A 20,535-nucleotide genomic window follows, 5' to 3' on the forward strand; every position below is an offset into this window, starting at 1 on the left:
GGCCTGTCACCCTCGGGCCGGTCCGTCCTCCCACTGCGCGCCGATCCGGGCCCACTCGGGAGTGCCGGCGCCGGACGCGGACACCACGTACCGCTGGAAGGAGCCGGTCGCCGAGACACCGTGCACCGATTCGACGGTGTTCGCCGCCAGGTGGCACAGCAGCGCCCGGTCCACCGGTTTGAGCCCCAGGCGGCCCAGGTGGACGTACAGGTAGTTCACCACCAACCGGAAGGAGGCGAACCAGTGGTCGGTCCGCAGGAAGTCCGCGTGGCCGTGGTCGCTCCGCAGGAGCCGGTGGAACTCGCTGACCTGCCGGGTCGGCATCCTCGGCGCCCGGCCGGCCCCGAGCAGCGACACCTCGCCGGAGGCCAGCAACGGGTACGCGACCCGCTGGTACCGGCGCACCGTCTCGGCCCACTCCAGGACGAACGGCGGGGCGTCCGCCTCGCCGGCCAGGGCGGCCTCCACCGCGCGCAGGCGCCGCGACAGCGCCTCGGCCTGGCGCCGGTGGCGCTCGTCGAAGGCCGCCCGGTACCCGGTCGGGTCCCGGGTACGGGACAGGAAGGCGTCCGCGTGCGAGCGCAGCGACAGGAAGCCGCGTTCGATCGGGGCCCCACCCTCCTCGAACGGGATGGCCGTGGCCGCCGTGGTGGTCCACATCAGGTCCAGCGCCAGCGTCGGCAGCGCGCCGCCGGAGTGCAGGTGGTCGTACATCCGGAACGCCGGATCGGTGGTGTCGCTGAGGAAGTCGGCCAGCAGTTCGCTGGCCCGCATCGACCCGAGCACCTGCAACCTGTGGTCGTAGGGCTGTTCGAGCACGGCGTTGTCGGAGACCCAGGGGTGCAGCGGCCCGGTCTCCATCTCCAGCTCCGCCAGCCGCCGGTGCACCGGGGCGAGGGCGGCCTCGTCCAGCCGGACCGTCGAAGGACGGGCCCGCAGGTACTCGGAGAGCACCGCGACGACCTTCGGCCGCACCTCGTCGGCCCAATGCTCCTCGGAGGTAAGGAAGTTCAGCCGCAGGTGCGGACCGCGCCGCCAGTGCCGGCCGAACCAGGCACCGCTGACCGACGCGCGGACGGCCTCGAAGGCGGGCCGTACGGCATGCCGTACGAGTGCGGCCTCGGCGCTCTCGTCGTGGTGGTGGACGTGGATGCTGTGCCAACGGGCCGGTGCGCCGCTCATGAGGTGGTCAACGCCTCGGGCAGTTCCGCGAGGACGCGGCCGATGAGGAACCGCAGCTGGTTCTCCTCCCACAGGGTCAGCCCGAGCCGGTTGCTGACCAGGTGCGCGCAGCGCAGCAGCACCAGACTGGTGCCCGGGTGCTCGGTGGCGGCCAGATCGAGCGGGCCGGCCAGCGGTGAGGCGGCCCACTCACCGGAGAAGACGCCCTGCTCCTCCAGCGCGTGCAGGTCGTCCCGCAGCCGACGCACCGACGCCAGCCAGTACCCCCGCTGGTCCGTGCCGTCCGACCTGGCCGCCGACCGCCAGGTGCGCAGCGCCCGCTCCCGGAGGCGGTCGCGCTGGGCCAGGTGGCGGGCCACCGTCTCGGGGGCCTCGGGACCGCTCCCGAACGGCAGCGGCGGGCCGCCGTGGCGGCGCCAGCGGTCGCGCACCTCCTCGCACAGCGCGAACACCCCCACGATGAGGTCGAAGGCGAGCAGGGCGCGCTGCTCCGCGGTCGCCTCGGAGGCCACCACCGAGAGCGCCAGCCGGCTGGACTCGAAGAAGTGCCGCTCGACGGCGGCGAGGGCCGGCCCGTACCCGTAGTCCGCGTGCTCGGGCTCGTACGGAAGGAACTCCACCGTGTTGTTCGGCCGCACCACCTGGTCGTGACCCGCCCGGCCCTCCAGGCCGGCCAGGCCCTCGGCCACCAGGGCGAAGCGCGAGCGGTCCACGACGTCCGGGGCCGGGCGGCCGGCCAGGAACGCCCGGACCAGCGTCCCGGTGCGCAGTTCGACCTCGGCCCGGTCGGCGGCGCGGGCGGGCAGCAGCCGCAGCCGGACGTGCGGGCCGCCCTCCCAGTACCGCAGGAAGAAGTACCGCTGCACCAGGCCCTCGGCGAGCAGCGCCCCGGTCAGCGGCCGGACGCAGTCGGTCAGCAGCCCGTCCTGGTCGGTGTCGTAGAAGACGTGCGCACACACCCAGTCCCGGGCCCGCGCGGCTTCGGGGTCCAGCCGGTCGCTAGCGGTCGCCATCGTGTCCTCCGTTGATCTCGACGAGGTATTCGGTCACCCGGGACCCGTGGTCCCCGTAGCGCGGTGCGTCGGCCGGGTCGGGCAGCGCCTCCTGGAGGAACAGCACGTGCTCCGGTCCGGCCAGCATCCGTTCGAAGACGCCGACCAGCAGCAGGTTCGCGAAGTCGACGTACAGCGGTTTGCGGGACTTGATCCGCCACACGCTGCCGCCGACCACCGAGGCCGGGTCGAGCGCGCGGACGAAGCAGCGGACGGGCACGCCGTGCTCGCGCAGCCAGCCGGCCAGCCGCAACAGGTAGGGGCGGTCGGCCTCGCCCCCGCGGCGGACCGGCACCGCGCTCACCGGGAACACCCACTGGCGGCGGCTCACCGTGGTCCTGCCGATCACCACCGCGGGCTCGGCCAGCGGCCGGCCGACCCCGTCGAGCGAGGTGTCGCCGAACATCCGCCGGCCCGGGATGAGCAGGTTCGGTGTGGCGCCGAAGGCCTGCATCAGCAGCCGGGCGGCCGGTGGCAGCCACAGCTCCGCGATGAGGTTGGGGTGCACCGGACGCACCTCCGTCCCGCCGGCGCCCGAGCGCAGGGTGAGCAGCCCCAGGGCGGGATCGTGGCGCACCACCAGGTCGCCGAGCGCGATCCGGTGGTCGGCCCCGCGCAGGCTGACGCCCCCGGGGTAGTCGATCTCCTCCGCCACCGCCGAGGTGCGCAGCCCCACGTTGGCGCCGTAGTGGCGGCAGGTGTCGGCCACGACCACGCCGCCCGGCGGCGGTGCCGTGTCCACCTCGACGGCGACGCCGGCCTGGGTGAGCAGTCGGCGGATGCGGTCGCGGCCCCGGCCGTGCCCGGAGTTGACGGCGTTGACCACGAACCGGGGGGCGCCGGGGTCGCCGACGGGCTGCCCGTAGAAGGCCACCGAGTCCGGCGGCCGCATCCACACCGGCCAGTGGTCGGCCAGTGCCGACAGCCGCTCGGGAGAGGGACGAAGCACGCCGTCCCCCGGCACCGGACCGCTCAGCGCCTCGGCGCACAGCTGTGCCCGCAGTCGGGCCAGTTCGCGGATCCTCGGCAGCCGGTGGTGCTCCAGCGCCCGGTACCCGTGCGTGGTGACGGACAGCACGCCCGGCAGTTCGCCGTCCTCGCGCAGCCACTCCTGCACGGCACGGTGGAAGGCGAGGAACGGCACCTCGGCGCCCGCGCCGATCCGCTCGGCGAACGCCTCGGCGAGCGCGACCCGGCCGGGCAGCGCCGGGTCCAGGACGGCGTAGCAGCGGCGCACGAGGTCCAGATCCCGCAGCACCGGTGCCCAGGCTCCCCGGTCGGGGCCGTTCTCCACCGTGACCAGCAGGGCGTTCTCGATGATGCCGTTCCTGGCCGGAACCTCGATTCGCTCCGGCCCGACCAGCAAGCGGATCCGGTGCAGGGCGGCCTCGACGTCCCGCATGCACCGGAGCCGGTCCGCCGCTTCCGGGAGCGTCGGGTAGTCGGCCAACAGGTCGGTCAGCGCGTCCAGTTCGCCCACGACTGCGGTCAGTGCGGGGCTCGCGCCGGCGACCCAGGAGCGCAGTTCGGCGAGCGGGTCCAGCGCCTGGTCGGCGAAGGGCCGCTCGGCCTCCAGCAGTCCGAGCTCGACCAGCCGGCCCAGGTAGGCGTCGGCGGCGGCCGGCGTGCTCCCGGTGCGGGCGGCCACCTGCTCGGCGGCCTGCGCGCGGGTGCGCCCGGCCTCGGTCACCACCTCCACGCAGACCCGGACCTGCGCGCTCGCCGGCAGGCTGCGCAGCGGCTCGTCGGCGCCCGGGCCGAGGAACTGCCAGCGGTCACCGGCCGGCAGGGCTCCCGGGTTCAGCCGCAGCCGCAGGCCCGGCGCGAGGGCGGGATGCCCGCTCATCTCCCGGACCAGCTGCTGGACCACCCACAGGTTGAGTTCCACGACGGTCCGTACGGTGAACCCGGCCGGACCGCCCGTCGCCGCCGGGGTCGGCGTGCCCTCCGGAGCCTCGGCCACCTCCTCGCCCGCCGCGGCGGTCCGGTCCTGCCAGCGTCCGAGGCCGTTGACCGTGAAGGTGCTGAACGGGGTGGTCTTCGTGGTGATCCGGGCGAGGTACTTGGCCAGTCGGAGCGCCAGCCGGCGGTCCGGTGCGCTCTCCTCCGGCCGGTCCAGCCAGATCCGCAGCCGGTCGTGAAGGACCGGGCTGCTCAGCACCAGCCCGTGCCGGAAGGCCGGATCGCCGACCGCCTTGCGCAGCAGCGGGCGCTGGGCCTCGCGGTGGTGGCCGATCAGGTCGTCCAGCAGTGCCAGGTCCCGCCGGTGCGCGGCCGTCAGCTCCAGCCAGGACCGCACCTTGCCGGCCACAGCGGCCGGCAGCAGCGCGCGGACCTCGTCGTTCCAGTACCGGGTCGGCGGCCTGCGGTTGTGGATGGACCGGCGCAGGGCGAGCAGCAGCGGTTTTCCGGCCGGCTCGCGTCCGATCAGCTCGAACAACTGGTCGGAGAGTTCCGCGGCGGCGGCGGTCAAGCGGTCCTCACCGGCCAGCACCGCCTCGACGTGCCGCCACAGTTCCGGTGACCGCAGGTCGTCGAGCATCGCCACCGGCAGGCCGCCGATCCGCACGCCGAAGGTGTCCGGGGTCGAGAAGTCCTGGGCCATGGCCTACTCCAGTCACGGGAAGGGGTGGGGATGCGGATTGATCTCCGACGGGTCCAAGGGTTCGTCCCGGTAGCCGAGTTCGGCGGGGAGGTGGAGGAGTCTGGGCAGGCCGTGGGTACGGCGCATCCGGTGTCCGAAGGTCATCGGCAACAGTCCGGGGATGATCACCTTGGCGCAGGCCAGGCCGCCGGCCCGGTGCTCGTCCGTGGTCTGGTCCACCACGATGACGTCCTGGCCCCGGGCGGTGAACCGCGCGACGACCTCGGCCAGGTCGGCGCGCAGGTCGTCGCCGCGCGGCCGGCAGGTGGCACGCTCGAACGCCTCGGCCACCGGCAGGCCGGCGTCCTCCCCGGGCAGGAAGGAGAACCGGTCGAACACCGCCGGGTGGCAGTACAGCAGGGCGTGGTCGCGCATCTCCCGGACCAGCTCGGGACCGGTGACCATCGCCTCGATCCTGGCCGACTCCTCGCGGTGGGCGACCCGGTTCCAGCCCAGGTTCGCGGTGAGCTCCAACAGCCCGTTGAGCAGGGCCTGTTCGGGATCGAAGTGCGCGCCCGCCGCGCAGATCGCCGCCGGTTCCGGCCCGGGGGACGGGTGCACCGCCATCACCCAGGCGGTGGCGATGCCGTGCTCCGGGGTGGTGGCGAAGGCCGCGACCCGGTGGCCGCTGTCCTGCCTGATCCGCTCCGCCAGCATCCCGATCCGCGGGTCGGCCACCGTGGCGAGGTCGACCCGGGGCACCGGCAGCCGGGCGTACCAGGTGAGCAGGAAAGCGTCCCGTTCCGCCAGCTCCACCACGCCGTGCAGCGCCGCCTCCTCCAGGCAGCCGCCGAGGGCGCACCCGTTGGACACCTCGTACGCCAGCGGCCGGGCGAGCGCACTGCCGTGCCGGGTGCGGTAGTAGGCGTAGTCCTCGGGTACCAGCACCGGTGCGTCGCGGCCGAAGGAGTGGCCCCACACCCAGTTCAGCTCCAGATCCGGGTCGAAGGGCGGGTAGGGGAAGCCGGGCTCCGCGTACCTCTGCGGCGGGTACAGGCCGAGCTCGGTCGGGCAGAGCGCCTGCTCGGCCACGTCGCGGTGGCTCGCCCGCACCGTCGTGCGGCGCCCGCCCGGGCGGGCACCGCCGAGCCGTTCCAGCGCCTCCGCCAGCGCGGTGCGCGCACAGCCCGCGTAGTCCAGGCCCCGGCCGAACCCGGCCTCCTGCTCGCCGCCCGGCAGGTGCAGCGGCGCCGACACCATCGGGTAGCGGTAGTCGGTCCGCACGTCGAGCTGGCGGATCACTCCGGTGTGCCCGTCCACGTAGGTCCGCACCAGGCCGTCCCAGCCGGTGGCGAGATCGCGGACCCGGTAGGTGTCCCGGTCGGGTTTGGGGCGGGCCGTGTCCATCAGGACGGGCGGGTGGTCAACCGGAAGGCCTCCGCAGCCGGGGCAGTCGGGATCGGGAAGGAACGGGTGGCTGTCGACGGCCAGGCCCGTCAGCGACAGGATCACGACGGCACCGGCCGTCCACCGGCCCGGCGGCTGGGCGAGCTCCGCCACGACGAGCTCGCCGACCGCGTCGCGGGCCCAGGCGGACAGCAGCGGGGCGGCGCGGTCGGCCAGTTCCGTGCCGAACCGGCGTACCAGTTCGGCCCTGGGACTGTCGGGACCGAGGGCGCGCTCCCGCCTGGTCCGGGCGCACCGCGCGCAACCCGCCCGGCCCGGCGAGACGTACGGGCCGATGACGACGTTGCCCAACTCGATCCGTACCGGCAGCCATCCGGTGTCCGGCCGCTCCGGTGCGACGGCGTCGTCCCAGCCGTCGCCGGCGGTGACGACCACCGCGCAGTCGGCGCCCGGGTCCTCGACCAGCCGGTGCGTCCGGCGGACGGCGGCCCGGATCGCGGAGGCGAGCAGGCCCGTGCCCAGCACCGCGACACCGTTGGGGCCGGGAGCGCCTGTCGATGCGTCGGTCAAGGTCTCTTCCCTCGTGGGTAGGTGCGGTGCCGTGCCCGGCGCACTGGGTGTGCGCCGGGCACGGCCGTGGCGGCTGCGTCAGCAGCAGCAGCAGGAACAGCAGCTCGCGGGCGTGCCCTGCGAGGTGCAGTTGGACGCGCCGATCTCGACCATCGCGTGGCCGACGTTGATCGACTCCAGGCTCGCGCCCGGCGCGGTGGGCAGGATGTCGAGCTCGTCCACGTTGAGGTCGGCGAGGTCCAGGACGAGGTCCCTTTCCATGGCTGTCCTCCTCTCTTCGTCAGTCGGTTCACCTGAGGACCGCAACCGGTCCTCCTCAACGATCGGTCCGGAACCGGCCCGGGGTCTTCACGGTGGACCCGAAGGTCGACCGTAGGAAACGCGCGCGGTGGTGCTTCGGTGGGCTGTCACCAGACCAGCGGGGCCTCGTACTGCGCGCTGGGCCGGCGCCGGCCGATGACCAGGGTGAAGACGGGCACCTGCGCCTCACCCGCGCCGACCAGGGTGCGGACCAGGCCCTCGTGGTAGCCGTTGGTGATGCGCGCGGACAGCCCCGAGGCGGCCGCGAGCACGCTGATCCGCTGAGCGACGATCCCCGCCTCCTGGTGCAGGATCCGGTAGCCGCGATCACCGAACCAGCGGTCGCCCGCGACCCGGTCGGCGCTCAGGAACACGATCGCGTTGGCCTTCGCCGAGTTCACCGACGGCGTCCGGTCGCAGAGCATCGACACCACGGGGCGCCAGTCCCGGCCGGGAAGGGACACCAACTCCGGTGCCGCGTCGAGCCGGTGGAGACCGGCAGCGGCACCGTCGGCGTTGAGCACGAGCACATGGCAGTCGACCAGCGGGCGGCAGGCCGGGCCGGCGTGGTCGGACGGCACCGGGTCGAGGGCGTACCTGAGGATGCCGGCCAGGTCGTGGGCGGGAAGCCGTCCGCCGTCGGGCAGGAACATCCGGCCGCCCGAGTCGCGCGCCCGCAGGGCCCGGGCCAGTTCGAGGAGTTCGGGTTCCGCGGTGGTCAGCGGTACCCGGTCCGCCGTCCCGGGGCCGTCGGCGGGCAGGTGGAAGGCGTCCTCGTCCACCGGTGCGTCCCAGCCGGTGCCGGTCAGTCGGCCGGCGCGGTCCAGCTCGGTCAGCCGCCACCAGGCGGCCGGATCGGCCGAGTCGGTGCGCAGCTGCCCCGGGCGGATCTCGGGCATCCGGGAGCCGAGTCCCTCACCGCGCGGTACCGGAGCCGTCCCGGACGGCTGCCGGGGGGACAGGTCGAGCACCGCGAAGGTGGTCTCCTCGTCCCCGTCCAGGCCCAGCGCCCGGTTGACGACGCCGTCGTCGAACCGGTGGTGCACCCGGGCCCGCAGCCCCAGCGCGCCCGCCACCAGCAGCGCGTTCCCCACCGTCATACCGGCCTCCTGGGCACAGAGCCGGTAGGCGTAGTCGCGGTAGCGGAACGCCGTCTTGCGGAAGCACACCGACGCCATCATGAGGGCGAGGGTGCCGTCGCGCCCCGTCCCGGTGGCGGTGCGCAGCGGGCGGGGGATGCCGCCGGAACGCAGCCCGGTCAGCGCGTGGTGCGCCGGGTCGTAGTGGTAGCACCCCGCCGGCAGGTCCCCCGCCCCTGCGGCCAGCCACAGGTACAGCTCCACCGGGTAGAAGCAGCGGGCGGAGGCCACCATCCGGTGGTACGGCCAGGCCAGGTGCGGGCCGGACTCCATCCGCCCGAGCCCGTACGTGTAGTGCAGCAGCGCCGACAGGGCCGGCTCGTCCAGGGCGTCGCGGCCGGGGCCGCTCTCGGAGCGGGCCCGGCGAAAGGCGTCGAAGGACCAGCGGGCGTCACCGATCCGCCGGACGGGCGGGCTCAGCACGTGCCGTGGCAGGCCCCGGTAGGTCTTGGTCAGCAAGGGGTCGTCCGACCCGCCCTCCTCGCCGTGCCCCTCCGCGAACAGCTCCTGGACCCCTTCGAAGGTGCGCCACCAGAACCGGAGACCGGCCGGGTCCGCAGCCCTGGCCTCGGACTCACTCACCGGACAACACGACCCGGAGCACGGTCGGGAGCAGCTCATGGACCACGGGATCGTGGTCGAGCGGTACCACGACGGGACGGAGCCCGCGGCGGCGCAGGGCGCCGACCAGCTCCTCCGGGTCGGCTTCGAGCGGCCGGTGCGCGCCGGACGCCTGGTCGGGCGAACAGTCGAGCCCGGAGATCAGGGGTGGCGCGTAGTCAGGCTCACCGGCCAGCACGGCCTGCCGGTCCAGCACGGCCCGCTCCAGCCCGTCGGCCACCGCGTTCGGACCGCAGGTGACCGCGACCGGCCTGCCCTCCTGCCACCACGCGAGCACCGGGATCCCGAGCGCGCCGCCGACGTCGGCGACCGCGACCGCGCCCCGGGCCGCGCGCAGCAGGCCGAGAAGGTCCCGGGCCCTGGCGTCGGGCTCCACCCCGGCGGGATCCAGGGCCACCGCACGCGTCCGGCCGGCCACGACGTCATCCAGCGCCAGCCGGGCGCAGTGCTGGGCGATGCCGTCGGTCACGGCCTCCTCCCAGCCCAAGTGCGCGGTCAGGCCCGTCCCGACGGTGAAGGCCTCGGCCGCGGGCACGGCCAGCGCCCGCCGACCGGTGAGGTCCCAGCCCCACACGGTGCCGCCGGTCCCGAACCTGCGGGGATCGGCCGCGCCCGCCGCGTACACCGCGAGGCCGCGCAGGGCGGCGCGCTGCCGTGCCTCGGCGAAGCCCTGGCCCGAGCCGAAGACCCGCGGAGCGCCGGCGGAGTGCGGCACGGCCTCGGTCACGTTCAGCGGCAGCTGGGTGAAGTCCCCTTCGGCGAGCTCGCGCATGATGCCGGTGTGCGGGTCGAAGCAGCGTGCCGCCCGGGTGGAGAACTCCTGCTCGGTGAGCGGGGCTGCCCGGCTCAGCCGGACGATCCGGTCGGTGAACCGCGCCTCGGGTTCGGGCCGGGCCGGCCGGGCGGCGGGGTGCGGCAGGAACGCGTGGGCCGAGGTGCGCAGAGTCTCCAGGTCGATCCTGGTCAGCTCGTTGTCGTCGGCTGCGGTCACGCCCGTCACCGCCCGGAACGCCGCGAGCCCGAGATGCCCGGCGACCACCGCCGAGGCCGGGCCGGTGAGGAATCCGCTCTCCCGGAACGGGCCGCGCGCACCCAGCCGCAGCCAGGCCGACTGCCACTGGGGACCGGCCGGACCCAGCCAGGCGACGTCGTCGAGCACCAGCCCCTGCACCAGGAGGGTGCCCGAGTCCCGGCACAGCCGGTCCAGGCGCAGCGCGCGGTCCACCTCGGAGGCCCCGGCCACGTGCAGCACCACGTCCGCGCGGGCGAGCGCGGCCTCCTCCTCGTCGGACAGCGGGACCTGGACCAGCGTCTGGTCCGGGTCCCGCAGTGCCGCCTCGGCCACCAGCTCGGCCAGCCGGGCGGTGTCCGTCGCGTTCTGCGGGGTCCGCACCGCGCGGAGCCGACGGACCCCGCAGTGCAGCGCCGAGCAGACCAGCGCGGTGAATGCCGGACCGGAACCCAGCACCACCACCGTGCTGTTGCGCCACGACTCGAACCGGCGGGCCGCCGAGTCCCGGTGGTACTCGACGAAGGCGATCTCGGCCGCGTACGTCTCCGACTCCCGTGCGGTCAGGCCGTGCGGAAGGTCCTCGGTGGCGTCCACGACGCAGCCGGCCGCGTGCAGCCGCCGCACCAGTGCGTCCACCACGGCGCGCTTGTCCTCGGGAAGTCCGCGGACGAGTTCGTCGAACTCCCTCGAACCGTCGAGAAACGGCGCGATCCGGTCCAGCCACTGGTAGGCTGCCCGGCCGCGCAGCGCGACATCGGCTCCGGCGCCGAACACGTGGACCCCGTCACCGGTGGGCACGTACAGCACATCGGACTTCAGTTTCGGTCGCATTGCCAGCCCCCTGATCGGTGATCACCCGAGTATCGGGGCCTCGCGCGACGCAGTCCCGACGGTGGCACCACAGGAACGACCACAGGGTCTGCCGGTCGGTCCCCGGCGGGTGCTCCGCGACGACCCGAAGCCCGTGTCGTGCGGGGTTCGAAAAGACGGACGAGCGCGAGACCCTGCTCGGCGTGCTCCGCGCCGAGCCCCACCTCGCCGGCTCCCGCCCGGGGCAGACCCTGATCAGCGACCGGCAGTACCACGGTCGCGCCTTCGAACACGAACCCGCCGACTGGGGAGTGCGACTGCTGCGGCCGGCCCGCAAGGGCGAGCCCTCGCGGGCCGGCTCCGCGCTGTTCGGGCCGCTGCGGCAGATCATCGAGTCCGTCAACCGGACCTTCGAGGCCCGGCTCGACGTCGGACGCCACCGGGGCCGCACCCAAGGCGGAGTGATGGCCCGCGTCCCGCAACGCCTTCACGCGCCGGGCTGCGCGATCCGGCACAACGACCACACCCGGCCGGCCCGTCATGCGCTCCCTGACCGCCCACGACCACTAACCGTTCGCATCACTCGTCTGGACGTGCTTCGCCGCTCGGGCGGCCGCCACGAAAGTGTGGATCAGCGCGTGGTCCTTCACACCCCGCGTGGACTCGACGCCGCTGGAGACGTCCACGCCCCACGGCTCGGCGGCGGCGATCGCAGCGGCCACGTTGTCGGGGGTGAGACCGCCTGCCAGCAGCCAGCGGCCGGTGGGGCGGTTGCCGTCGAGCAGGGAGAGGTCCCAGCGGGCGCCGGAGCCGGCCACCGGGGCGTCGAGCAGCAGGAAATCCTCGCCGTGCGCGCCGACGGCGAGGTCCGTCCCGGGGGTGAGGGCGGTCGCCCGGAGCAGCCGGAGCGGGAGCTCGGCCAGCTCGGCGAAGGCCTCGCGCGGGTAGTCGCCGTGCAGCTGGAGGGCGCGCACCCCGGCGGCCAGTGCCCGGCGTCCGGCCTCGGCGGCCGGGATGCCGGCGGTGACCGCGACGGTCAGGATCTCCGGCGGGACCGCGGAGGCCAGCTCGCGCGCCTCGGCGGGGTCGAGCCGGCGAGCGCTCTCGGTCAGGACGAAGCCGATCGCGTCCGCTCCCGCCCCGACGGCGGCCGCCACATCCCCGGGGGTCCGGACCCCGCACACTTTGACGAACATCGGACCAGCCTAAGGGCTGTCCCGTTCTAGATGGGGAGCCGGTCCTCGGGGACGTGGAAACGGTCGCGGAATACCTGGTGGCCGGGTTCTGTCAGCGCCAGAGCGCGGCCCGTGCCGATTCTGGTGACCCAGCCCGCGTCCAGGGCGTGGGAGCAGATCGCGGCTCCGACGGCGCCGCCGAGGTGGGGGCGGCGCTCGGTCCAGTCCAGGCACGAGCGCACCGGCGGGCGCCGGGTGGCGGTGGGTAGTGCGATGCCGTGCTCGGCGAGGCGGGCCGCTCCTGTCGGGGTGAGGCGAGGTTCCGGTTCCCAGGTGATCAGGCCGTCCGCGACCATGGCGTCCGTGACGGCCAGGCCGAGGGTGCCGGCGAGGTGGTCGTAGCAGAGTCTGGCGCGGGCCAGGGCGCGGGCCCGGCCGGTGGCGCCCAGTGACGTGGGGCGGGTGGGGCGGCGCGGGGCGAGTTCGGCCAGGCTCTCGATCAGTGCCGCCGTCTTGGGGCCTGCGAGCCGCAGATAGCGGTGGCGGCCGTGCCGTTCCTCGGCCAGGAGACCGCCGCTCACCAGCAGGTTCAGGTGCTCGGTGGCCGTCGAGGGCGCCACCCCGGCGTGCCGGGCCAGCTCGCGCGCCGTCCAGGCCCGGCCGTCCAGCAGGGCCAGGCAGATGTCGGCGCGGGTGTCCTCCGCGAGCAACCGCGCCACCGCGGCGAGGTCGATGCCGACATCGTCGTGTGCCTTGTCGGACCTGCCCGCTCTGTGAGCCGCCATGCCGCAAGTATTCCGGAGCGTCGGTTCGGCCGGAACCGAACCGACGGCGTTCTACGCTCCCCGTCCCGTACCGCCCTCCGAAGGAGCACGAACACCCGATGGCGCGACTCATCAAGCAGTACCTGCGGCGCTGCACGGTTCCCGGTGCCCACGCCGCCAGTCCGCTGGCCCCGCTCGCGGATGCCGCTCTCGCCATGGCCCGCACGCCCTCGCACGCACCGGATCTGCCGAGCAAGCTCGCGCTGGAACTCGTCCTCACCGATGCGCCCCGCCCCGGTGACACGGCGGTGATCTCGAACGCCCTGGACCGTTTCAACATCGACATCACCGGAATCGACGACCGTCGTCCCCTGGCCGTCCTGGTCCGGGCCCCGGGCACCCGCCGCGTCCTCGGCGGCCTGACCGGCCGGACCTCCCTCGGCCTGTTGTTCATCGACCTCTTCCACCTGCCGCCCGAGCTGCGTGGCTCGGGTCTGGGCAGCGAGATCCTGCGTCGGGCCGAGGAGGAGGGGCGGGCGCGGGGCTGCCGGGCTGCCGTCCTGTACACCATCAGCTTCCAGGCGCCCGAGTTCTATGAGCGCAACGGCTGGCGCCGCATGGGGGAAGTACCGTGCGTGCCGGCCGGCACCAGTCGCGTCTTCATGACCAAGGAGCTCTGAGTTCCTCATGCCGCCGGGGGCGCGGTGAACTCATGACCGGCCGAGACCCAGTTCGCGGCCCACCTCGGGGAGCTCATGCTCGGAGTCCGGCAGGAGTGGGATCCGGCAACCGGGCGCGTGGCACTTGAACTGGACTTCCCCTCGGGCAGCGTCCGCTGCGAGAGCTGGAGCGGTGACCTCCGCGTCCTGCCTGGACCGACCCGCGAGCCCGACCACGCCAATGCCATGATCTTGGAGTGGCTGGTGTGATCACGGCGTCAGAGCCGTCCTGGATATCCCCGTTCACCGGGCTGGGCCCGCGCGACTTCCACAAGCTGATCACGATGCTCCGACTTGAGGGCGCCGACACGGTACGCCGCGGCCGCCCGTGGAGCCTGCCACTGGAGGACCGGGTCCTGCTGGTCGCGGCCGTGGGACGCCCGCCGCCGTTCGGGTCGGGAGTGGCTCCGGAAGCCTGGTCAAAGCCACCGCCGCGCCCGCGGGGCCCGGCGATGTCGAGGCCCGCGCGTGCGAGTTCCGGGCCCTGTGTCCTGGGTAAGGTCACAGTGGGGATCCGTCGCATGGTGTGCCGGGGGATGGACATGCGGAAGGGCGCGGGCGTGAGGCGCGGGGATCGATTCGCCCCGCGCGGACAGGTGCGCATGCTCGGGCATGTCTGTCTCGCGGTGTCGTGGCTGGTCCAGCTCGTCGGAGTCCTCCTCGCACTCGACGCGGTCCACCGCTGGCAGTCGGTCAGACTTGCCTCGGACGGAGCCGAGTTCCCAGCCGGGTACGTGCTCCCGCTGTCGCCGTCGTGGTGGCCTGCCGATCTCGCGGTCGCCGGAGCGGTCCTGGCGGGGAGCGCCGTAGCCGCACTGGTCCGGATGCGGGCATCGGGACGACGGAAGGTGCTGTCGCCGGCTCGCTCCTGGCTGCAACGCGCCCTGGCAGTGAGCCTGTTCATGAGTGTCACCACCGCCCTGGCCTCGCGGGACGCGCCGAGGGCGCCCTGGTGGGATCTGGACGTGGGCCTGCCGGGAGTGGTCGTCGCGGGCGGCCTGCTGTTCGGTACCGGGCGCCGGCTCGCGGTCCTCGGGCGACGCCACCTGTCCGAGATCATCCCGTCGGCGCGGCACCTGAACGGCGAGGCGTATGTGCTCTACCTGAGATCGTTCACCGACGACGATCGGCGCACCACCCTGGACGAGACGCTCCATGTGCCGCCCGGCCCGGCCGTGGGCCTGCCCGACATCTGGCTGTCCGGCCTCACCGAGGAGGAGCAACTGGCCGCCGCACTGTCCGCGGTGGCGCCGATGGTGGCGGTCGGCCGGCCCGGCGAACCACTGCCACTGGTCGGTGCGCGGCGGCTCTACCTGCCGATCGACGACTGGCAGGACACGGTTCGTGACCTGATGCGGCAGGCGCGGCTGGTCGTGATGGCGGTCGGCTCCGGCCCAGGGCTGATGTGGGAACTCGGCGAAGCGGTTCGGATCCTCCCCGCCGAACGGCTCGTCCTGATGGTGGGCGTGGGGCAGACGGAGTACGAGCAGTTCAGGCAGCTGGCGGCGCAGAGTCTCGACGAGCGGGCGCGCGAGGTGGAGGAGACGACCGGCGGGCGGTGGACGCCGCCGCGCCTGCCGGCTTTCCCGGACGGACCGCCCGCGACACCCGGGCAGGCGTTCCGGGGCGCCGTCCACTTCACGGCCGACTGGACACCGACCTTCGTCCGCTTCGACGGCGCGTCCAAGCATCGCGAACGCGTGCGCAGGCTCGTCGAGGACGGCCTGCGGCCCGTCCTGGAGCGGGCAGCGCCACCTCGACCTCCCCGGAAGGGCCGGCACCGGTGAGCCCTGCTTCGTGCGCATCGACCCGCGCCGCGAACACCAGGGAGTGGAATGTGATCACGCGGCGCAGGCCGAGGCCCGCGGGCGCGCAGCACCGGTGCCGGCAGGTCCAGGCGCAGCAGTCCCGTCCTGCTCTGGGACGCCGACGGCTGGGGACCCGATTGGGGCGAGAGGCCCCACGACGGCTTGTGCCACGCGGCTCCGTCGCTACGCCACTGGCTGTGGACCCGGGCAGACGGAGACGACGTGTGGGACGAAGCACTCTCCACCCGCGCGTTGCCCAACATCGCGCCGCCGGACGGGGAGACGCCGCCGTGCTTGCCGCGCTCGACACCCGCGTTCCCACCCCGCTCCCGGGCCAGCCAGACCTCGACCGGTACCACCAACACGTCATCGAAGCCATCGAGAACGGCGGCGAGGCCACCGCACCCCCCGCCACGGCCCCGGAACTGTAGCCACCTGCCTCCGGACCCCTGACCCGGTGGCCGCCGATCGGGCGCCGCGCCGTCGACCACGCCTTACGCGTTCGGGTCCCAGGAGAAGAGTCGCTCGAAGATGACCCGGTCGCCGTCGATCTTCACCGAGTCCAGCGGGGTGCGTCCGTAGAACCACAGGACCAGCTCACCGGCCGTGCCCCGGGCGGAGGCGTCGGCCGGGGCCTGGGCCTCGCCCTCGCCGGCAGCCGGGAGGCGGGCGGCGCGGGCGCCGTCCGCCTCGACCGTGAAGCGCCAGGAGCGGCCCTCGGTGGTGTGGTAGTCGACGACGGCCGGCTCGTGCGGCCAGACGCCCGACCACGCGCAGCAGGTGAACAGGAAGTCCTCGACGCCGTCCAGCGCCACCTCCGCCGGCAGCGGCTGCGCGGCGCCCACGGTGAGCTGGGCGTCATAGGTGTGCATCGCGATCTCCTGAAGCTGGTGCCGGGCGACGGCACCGCTGGTCCGCGGCGACTGTGAGGCGCCCCACCACGTCCAGCACTCGGCGTCCGGGCCGACCTCCCGCAGGGTGTCCAGCAGCTCCTGCGTCGACGCGGCCAGCCAGGCCACCAACGCCCCGCGCTCCCGGGGCGCCTGCGCCTCGGCGCGCGCCGCCACGGCCTCGGCCGGCGGGGCGTCGGCCGGACCGGCTTCGACGACGGCGGCCCAGAACGGGCGGCCCGAACCCAGGTGCCGCGCCAGGTCGAACAACGTCCACTCGGGACAGGTCGGCACCTGCGCGTCCAGGCTGGGCGCAGCGGCGATCGCGGCCCGGAAGGCCGTCGCCCGCTCGTCGATCAGTCGCAGCAGGTCAGGGAGTTCAAGATTCTTCTGCACTACGGCTGTCTATCACCGAACTCCGGCGGCCGAAAGCGAGTTTCCCGGTCGCGGCCTGCCGCCGCGGGCCGCTCCACCCCCGGGCCCGAGCAGCAGCAGTGCTTCGAGGACGGTGCGAAGGCCGTGCGGGAGCTGACGGACCTGTACGGCACGCTGCAGGTCCAGTGGTTCACCGCGGCGGACTCCCTCCGGCGGCACCAGGAGGTCGACGCCCCCGCCGTCGCCGACCCGCTTCCCCGACACCCCGGAAGGCCAACGCGTGCGCACCGCCCTCCATGGCTGCGCCACCACCAGCAACGACGGTGACGGAGCGAAACCCCGATAACGCGCATCGCCCCCGTGCCCGGGGTGGGCGCGGGGGCGATGAGGTGATCGTTTTACGGGTGACCCGCGATGAGGTCTGCAGCGGCGTCCGCGGCGGTGGCCACGTAGCCGGCGGTCAGCATCGCGGTCGACACTGCGATCACGACGAGCCGACGAAGCTTGCTCACGCCCCCCTCCTAGGTACCCGCTCCAGGCGAGCCCCCGTTCGAGGCCACCGTCGCGGGTGGACCGCAGTCGGGCACCGAGACGGCCAGGACAGCGCGGGCAGCTCCTGGACAGCGGCCCGGACGGATGCGGCGCGGCGGCAGCTGAGGTGGACCAGTCCGATCCGGGTCCGGGGCGTCGTGGTCCGCCGTATCTGTGCAGGGCACTGCCCCGGGGGCTGGTCGGGCCCCGGGGCGGTGCGCTCGTTCCCACTCGGGATTAGGCGGTCTGGAACTTCCAGGTACCGAGGGTGGACCAGTTGCTCCAGGTGCTGCCGCCGGCGCTGTAGCTGTGGGAGATCAGGCCATCGGCGCCGATGGCGAAGACGTCGGCGGCATTCGAGCCGGACTCGTAGACCGCGGCCGGGGCGCCGGCGAACTTGTACGTTCCCATGGTGCCCCAGCCCTGCCAGGCGCCGGCGTTGAGGTTGTAGGTGTGGTTCAGCACGCCGTCGGTGCCGACGCCGAACAGCTCGATCGCGTTCGTCGAGGCGTTGTACACGGCCGCCGGGCTGCTGGCGAACTTCCAGGTGTCGAGGGTGCTCCAGCCGCTCCACTGAGCGCCGTTGAACAGGTAGTTGTGCGAGATGACGCCGTCCTGCCCGGTGGCGAAGACCTCGGTCACCTTGTTGGTCGGGTTGTAGACGACGGCCGGGGTGCCGGCGAACTTGAAGGAGGAGTCCAGCGTGGCCCAGGGCGTCCAGGCGCCGCCGTTGGTGCTGTAGCTGTGGGACAGCGTGCCGTCCGTGCCGATGGCGAACACCTCGGCGGTCCTGGTGTCCGGGTTGTAGGCGGCGGTGGGGGTCCCGGCGTACTTCCAGGTGCCCATCGAGGTCCAGCCCTGCCAGGCGCCGGCGTTGAGGTTGTAGCTGTGGTTCAGCACGCCGTCGGTGCCGACGCCGAACAGCTCGATCGCGTTCGTCGAGGCGTTGTACACGGCCGCCGGGCTGCCGGCGAACCTGTAGCCGGTGTCGAGGGTGCTCCAGCCGCTCCACTGACCGCCGTTGAACAGGTAGTTGTGCGAGATGACGCCGTCCTGCCCGGTGGCGAAGACCTCGGTCACCTTGTTGGTCGGGTTGTAGACCGCGGCGGGCTTGCCGGTGAAGTGGAAGGAGGCGTCCAGGGCGGACCAGCCGGTCCAGGCGCCGCCGTTGGTGCTGTAGGCGTGCGAGAGGACGCCGTCCGTGCCGATGGCGAACACCTCGGCGGTGCCGGTGTCCTGGTTGTGGAGCACGGAGGCCGCCGACGAGGAGGGCGCGGGGGCCGGGGTCGGAGTGGGGGTCGGAGCCGGGGCCGGGTAGGGGTTGGCGTGGTCGTAGGCCAGGCCGGCGCCTGCGCCGCAGTTTCCCCAGGCGCCGGCGCCCTGCGAGGCCAGGATGTTCTCGGCGACCAGGATCTGCTGCTGCTTGGTGGCCTGGTGCGGGTAGGCCGCGTAGGCGGTGCCGCCGTTCGCCTGCCAGGTGGAGAGCTTGATCTGCAGGCCGCCGTAGTAGGTGTTGCCCGTGTTGATCGACCAGTTGCCGGTGCTCTCGCACTGGGCCACCTTGTCCCAGGTCGCGACCGAGGCGGCGTTCGCCTGCCCGGTGCTCAGGGTGGCGGCGGCCATGGCCAGGCCGAGTACGCCGGTGGCGGCGGCGCCCGTCCGGCGGGTTCCGGTGGTGCGGGCGGCGCGGGATGAAGCGCGGGTCATCTGCAGGTCCTCGGAGAAGTCAGGGAGGTCGGATGGACGGCCGCGGCGGCCGGGCCCGGGTGGACCCGGCCGCCGCGGTGATGGCCCGGGATCAGTGGGTGTTGAACTTCCAGGTGCCGACGGCGTACCAGCTGCTGAAGGGGCTGCCGTTGCTGGTGTAGGAGTGGCCGATCGTGCCGTCCTGGCCGATGGCGAAGACCTCGGCGGCGTTGGTGTTCGGCTCGTTCAGGGCCACCGGCGCACCGGCGAACTTCCAGTTGCCGAGCGCCTCCCAGCCGGACCACGAGTTGCCCAGGAAGTACTTGTGGTTGACGACGCCGTCGGCGCCGGTACCGAACAGCTCGACGGCCTTGGTGGTGGAGTTGTAGACCGCCGTGGGGACGCCGGCGAACTTGTAACCCGCGTCGAGGGTGCTCCAGCCGCTCCACTGGCCGCCGCTGGTGCTGTAGGCGTGCGACATGACGCCGTCGGCGGCGCCGATGGCGAAGACCTCGGCCGTCTTGTTGTTCGGGTTGTAGACGACGGCCGGAGCGCCGGTGAAGCGGTAGCTGGTGTCCAGCGTGGAGAAGTCGCTCCACGCGGCGCCGCTGGTGCTGTAGGAGTGGGACAGCACACCGTCGGTGCCGATGGCGAACACCTCGGCGGTGTTGAGGTCGGGCTCGTAGACGGCGGTGGGGGACCCGATGAAGGTCCAGTTGCCCATGGTGTTCCAGGCCGACCAGGCGCCGCCCGCGTAGTACTTGTGGTTGAGCTTGCCGTCGGTGCCGATCGCGAACAGCTCGACCGCGTTCACCGACGGGTTGTAGACGGCGGTCGGCGATCCGGTGAAGTGGTAGCCGGGGTCCATGGTGCTCCACGAGCTCCACTGGCCGCTGTTGGTGCTGTAGGCGTGGGACAGCACGCCGTCGGTGCCGATGGCGAAGACCTCGGTGGTCTTGGTGGCCGGGTTGTAGACGGCGGTGGGCTTGCCGGTGAAGTGGAAGGAGGGGTCGATCGTGTACCAGTCGCTCCACGGGCCGCCGTTGGTGCTGTAGGCGTGCGAGAGGACGCCGTCGGTGCCGATGGCGAAGATCTCGGCGGTGCCGTTGTCGGGGTTGTGGACGGCGGCCGGTGCGACGCCCGTCACCTGCGGGCCGACCGGGGTGGTCACGGGCGGGGGCGTGACGGTCCCGCCGACCGGGCTGGCGTAGCCGCGGATACTGACGTTGTAGCCCCCGCTCGTCCACACGTTCGTACCGACCGCGCCCGAGGCGGTGTTGGTGCTGACCTTGCCCGGGTAGCCGCCCTGGTTGCCGCCGGTCCAGCTGATGGTGCCGCCGTTGACCGCGGTGACGATGGCCACGTGGTCGTAGTCGGTGCCGCTGAAGCTGTTCGGGTGGAAGAAGACGGCGTCGCCCACGTGCGGGGTGCCGGACAGGCCGCCGTCGTACTTCTCCGCGTAGGTCTGGAAGCTGTTGGCGAGGTCGTTCAGGATGCCCATGTTCTTGACGCCGTTCTGCGCCCAGACCCAGCCGGCGAAGTCCGCGCACCAGGCGTGTGTCCTGGAGCCGCCGGAGCAGCTGGAGTTCTGGTCGGTACCGGGGGCGTAGGACGCGTATTCGGTCGTGATCAATGGGTTCGAGTGAGGTCCTTGATCCAGATCATTGCGCCGCGGAGGTGGAGGCCGGCGAGGTAGCTTTCCGGGGTTTTGTCATACCGGGTGGCGATGCCTCGCCAGGCCTTCAGCTTGTTGATCAGGCGCTCGACGGTGTTGCGCTCCTTGTAGAGCTCCGCGTCATGGCTGACGGGCCGGCCGCCCGCGCTTCCCTTCTTCTTCCGGTTGGCGGCCTGGTCCCTCTTCTCCGGGATGACCGCCTTGATGTGGCGCTTGCGCAGGTGGGCGCGGTTGC

General features: G+C 73.2%; 15 protein-coding genes and 2 pseudogenes. 4 read left to right on the top strand and 13 right to left on the bottom strand.

The genetic code is table 11. The annotated features are described in order from the left end of the window. Positions 1 to 6: 6 nt before the first annotated feature. The 7 genes from ACZ7KX_RS38165 to ACZ7KX_RS38195 form a co-directional block, all read right to left on the bottom strand. Entirely contained in the window at positions 7 to 1,182 is a 1,176-nt protein-coding gene (locus ACZ7KX_RS38165; RefSeq protein ID WP_470330534.1) for a thiopeptide maturation pyridine synthase, read from the bottom strand. Beyond that, positions 1,179 to 2,195, bottom strand: coding sequence for a lantibiotic dehydratase C-terminal domain-containing protein (locus ACZ7KX_RS38170; protein ID WP_470330535.1), 1,017 nt, complete (start codon positions 2,193 to 2,195; stop codon positions 1,179 to 1,181). Before ACZ7KX_RS38170 ends, ACZ7KX_RS38165 begins: the two co-directional genes overlap by 4 nt. Then, on the bottom strand, positions 2,182 to 4,839 hold the full coding sequence (locus ACZ7KX_RS38175; protein WP_470330536.1) for a lantibiotic dehydratase: 2,658 nt from the start codon (positions 4,837 to 4,839) through the stop codon (positions 2,182 to 2,184). The genes ACZ7KX_RS38170 and ACZ7KX_RS38175 overlap by 14 nt, the downstream gene beginning before the upstream one ends. Before the next feature lie 12 nt (positions 4,840 to 4,851). After that, positions 4,852 to 6,795 (bottom strand): TOMM precursor leader peptide-binding protein, encoded by a 1,944-nt coding sequence (locus ACZ7KX_RS38180; RefSeq protein ID WP_470330537.1) that lies wholly within the window; start codon positions 6,793 to 6,795, stop codon positions 4,852 to 4,854. 78 nt (positions 6,796 to 6,873) lie between these two features. Then, on the bottom strand, positions 6,874 to 7,056 hold the full coding sequence (locus ACZ7KX_RS38185) for a hypothetical protein (protein ID WP_470330538.1): 183 nt from the start codon (positions 7,054 to 7,056) through the stop codon (positions 6,874 to 6,876). 146 nt (positions 7,057 to 7,202) lie between these two features. Beyond that, positions 7,203 to 8,816 carry a SagB family peptide dehydrogenase gene (locus ACZ7KX_RS38190; RefSeq protein WP_470330539.1) on the bottom strand — a complete coding sequence of 538 codons (1,614 nt, stop codon included), beginning with the start codon at positions 8,814 to 8,816 and terminating at the stop codon, positions 7,203 to 7,205. Next, positions 8,809 to 10,698: a hypothetical protein gene (locus ACZ7KX_RS38195; protein ID WP_470330540.1), complete on the bottom strand. Its 1,890-nt coding sequence runs from the start codon at positions 10,696 to 10,698 to the stop codon at positions 8,809 to 8,811. The genes ACZ7KX_RS38190 and ACZ7KX_RS38195 overlap by 8 nt, the downstream gene beginning before the upstream one ends. Before the next feature lie 152 nt (positions 10,699 to 10,850). Here ACZ7KX_RS38195 and ACZ7KX_RS38200 point away from each other — a divergent pair. Further along, a pseudogene (locus tag ACZ7KX_RS38200) lies at positions 10,851 to 11,247 on the top strand (IS982 family transposase); the annotation flags it as partial. Here ACZ7KX_RS38200 and ACZ7KX_RS38205 read toward each other — a convergent pair. Both ACZ7KX_RS38205 and ACZ7KX_RS38210 read right to left on the bottom strand, forming a co-directional pair. Next, positions 11,244 to 11,873: a phosphoribosylanthranilate isomerase gene (locus ACZ7KX_RS38205; RefSeq protein WP_470330541.1), complete on the bottom strand. Its 630-nt coding sequence runs from the start codon at positions 11,871 to 11,873 to the stop codon at positions 11,244 to 11,246. The pseudogene ACZ7KX_RS38200 and the gene ACZ7KX_RS38205 overlap by 4 nt on opposite strands. Before the next feature lie 26 nt (positions 11,874 to 11,899). After that, positions 11,900 to 12,637 carry an ArsR/SmtB family transcription factor gene (locus ACZ7KX_RS38210; RefSeq protein WP_470330542.1) on the bottom strand — a complete coding sequence of 246 codons (738 nt, stop codon included), beginning with the start codon at positions 12,635 to 12,637 and terminating at the stop codon, positions 11,900 to 11,902. A 98-nt stretch (positions 12,638 to 12,735) separates the two neighbouring features. Between ACZ7KX_RS38210 and ACZ7KX_RS38215 the strand changes: the two genes are divergently transcribed. The 3 genes and pseudogenes from ACZ7KX_RS38215 to ACZ7KX_RS38225 all read left to right on the top strand — a co-directional run bounded on the left by ACZ7KX_RS38215 (position 12,736) and on the right by ACZ7KX_RS38225 (position 15,574). Beyond that, entirely contained in the window at positions 12,736 to 13,296 is a 561-nt protein-coding gene (locus ACZ7KX_RS38215) for a GNAT family N-acetyltransferase (RefSeq protein ID WP_470330543.1), read from the top strand. Positions 13,297 to 13,532: 236 nt separating this feature from the next. Then, positions 13,533 to 13,715: pseudogene (locus ACZ7KX_RS38220) on the top strand (IS5/IS1182 family transposase); the annotation flags it as partial. A gap of 1,718 nt (positions 13,716 to 15,433) precedes the next feature. After that, a complete protein-coding gene (locus tag ACZ7KX_RS38225; protein ID WP_470330544.1) occupies positions 15,434 to 15,574 on the top strand; it encodes a hypothetical protein in 141 nt (46 codons plus the stop codon). Between the two features lie 63 nt (positions 15,575 to 15,637). Here ACZ7KX_RS38225 and ACZ7KX_RS38230 read toward each other — a convergent pair whose 3' ends face one another. The 4 genes from ACZ7KX_RS38230 to ACZ7KX_RS38245 form a co-directional block, all read right to left on the bottom strand. Continuing rightward, positions 15,638 to 16,429, bottom strand: a complete 792-nt coding sequence (locus ACZ7KX_RS38230; protein WP_470330545.1) for a maleylpyruvate isomerase family mycothiol-dependent enzyme — start codon at positions 16,427 to 16,429, stop codon at positions 15,638 to 15,640. Positions 16,430 to 17,176: 747 nt separating this feature from the next. Beyond that, positions 17,177 to 18,646, bottom strand: a complete 1,470-nt coding sequence (locus tag ACZ7KX_RS38235; protein WP_470330546.1) for a DUF8189 domain-containing protein — start codon at positions 18,644 to 18,646, stop codon at positions 17,177 to 17,179. Positions 18,647 to 18,737: 91 nt separating this feature from the next. Further along, on the bottom strand, positions 18,738 to 20,258 hold the full coding sequence (locus tag ACZ7KX_RS38240; RefSeq protein ID WP_470330547.1) for a DUF8189 domain-containing protein: 1,521 nt from the start codon (positions 20,256 to 20,258) through the stop codon (positions 18,738 to 18,740). After that, on the bottom strand, positions 20,255 to 20,535 hold a 281-nt coding region (locus tag ACZ7KX_RS38245; protein ID WP_470330548.1), incomplete at its 5' end, for a transposase. The genes ACZ7KX_RS38240 and ACZ7KX_RS38245, both read right to left, overlap by 4 nt.

The sequence above is a fragment of the Kitasatospora sp. NPDC038210 genome (genome assembly GCF_055600605.1).

Bases quoted from the DNA above. Each gene is read 5' to 3' on its own strand.
- ACZ7KX_RS38165 (WP_470330534.1), bottom strand. From the start codon at position 1,182: ATGAGCGGCGCACCGGCCCGTTGGCACAGCATCCACGTCCACCACCAC.
- ACZ7KX_RS38170 (WP_470330535.1), bottom strand. From the start codon at position 2,195: ATGGCGACCGCTAGCGACCGGCTGGACCCCGAAGCCGCGCGGGCCCGG.
- ACZ7KX_RS38175 (WP_470330536.1), bottom strand. From the start codon at position 4,839: ATGGCCCAGGACTTCTCGACCCCGGACACCTTCGGCGTGCGGATCGGC.
- ACZ7KX_RS38185 (WP_470330538.1), bottom strand. From the start codon at position 7,056: ATGGAAAGGGACCTCGTCCTGGACCTCGCCGACCTCAACGTGGACGAG.
- ACZ7KX_RS38195 (WP_470330540.1), bottom strand. From the start codon at position 10,698: ATGCGACCGAAACTGAAGTCCGATGTGCTGTACGTGCCCACCGGTGAC.
- ACZ7KX_RS38205 (WP_470330541.1), bottom strand. From the start codon at position 11,873: ATGTTCGTCAAAGTGTGCGGGGTCCGGACCCCCGGGGATGTGGCGGCC.
- ACZ7KX_RS38210 (WP_470330542.1), bottom strand. From the start codon at position 12,637: ATGGCGGCTCACAGAGCGGGCAGGTCCGACAAGGCACACGACGATGTC.
- ACZ7KX_RS38215 (WP_470330543.1), top strand. From the start codon at position 12,736: ATGGCGCGACTCATCAAGCAGTACCTGCGGCGCTGCACGGTTCCCGGT.
- ACZ7KX_RS38235 (WP_470330546.1), bottom strand. From the start codon at position 18,646: ATGACCCGCGCTTCATCCCGCGCCGCCCGCACCACCGGAACCCGCCGG.